The organism is Paenibacillus sp. 01T443 (genome assembly GCF_056398325.1).
Map to the genome: position 1 here is coordinate 1 of NZ_JBFTPE010000080.1, position 459 is coordinate 459.

At 49.9% G+C, this 459-nt stretch carries 2 pseudogenes; one reads left to right on the forward strand and one right to left on the reverse strand.

What is annotated here, in order from left to right:
* Positions 1 to 148: pseudogene (locus tag AC1DLI_RS34380) on the reverse strand (ABC transporter ATP-binding protein); the annotation flags it as partial.
* On the opposite strand from AC1DLI_RS34380, the pseudogene AC1DLI_RS34385 reads away from it, so the two are divergent.
* Positions 134 to 459: pseudogene (locus AC1DLI_RS34385) on the forward strand (ATP-binding cassette domain-containing protein); the annotation flags it as partial. The pseudogenes AC1DLI_RS34380 and AC1DLI_RS34385 overlap by 15 nt on opposite strands.

Sequence of the window (459 nt, forward strand, 5' to 3'; positions counted from 1 at the left end):
CTCTGCGGTCTGCGGCTTCTGTCAAGCCGAAGCTTTTAAGCAAATCGTCTGCAACCTGTCGTGGGTTTTTAAGGTATCGTAGCTTAGCAATCAAGATAAGATTTTCCCGTCCAGTCAATAATTCGTCAACGGCGGCAAATTGACCGGTCGGGAAAATCTTATCTTGATTGCCAAGCTGCGATACCTTAAAAACCCACGGCAGGTTGCCGACGATTTGCTAAAAAGCTTCGGCTTAACAGAAGCCGCAGACCGCAGAGTATCCACTTATTCGGGTGGTATGCGCCGCAGGCTCGACATCGCCTTGAGCATTGTGGGAAAACCAAAAATCATATTCCTTGACGAGCCGACCACAGGACTCGACCCTGAGGCGCGTATCGAGGTATGGAACATTGTCAAAGAGCTTGCGAAGGGCGGTACGACGGTTCTTTTAACCACGCAGTATCTGGAAGAAGCAGAGCA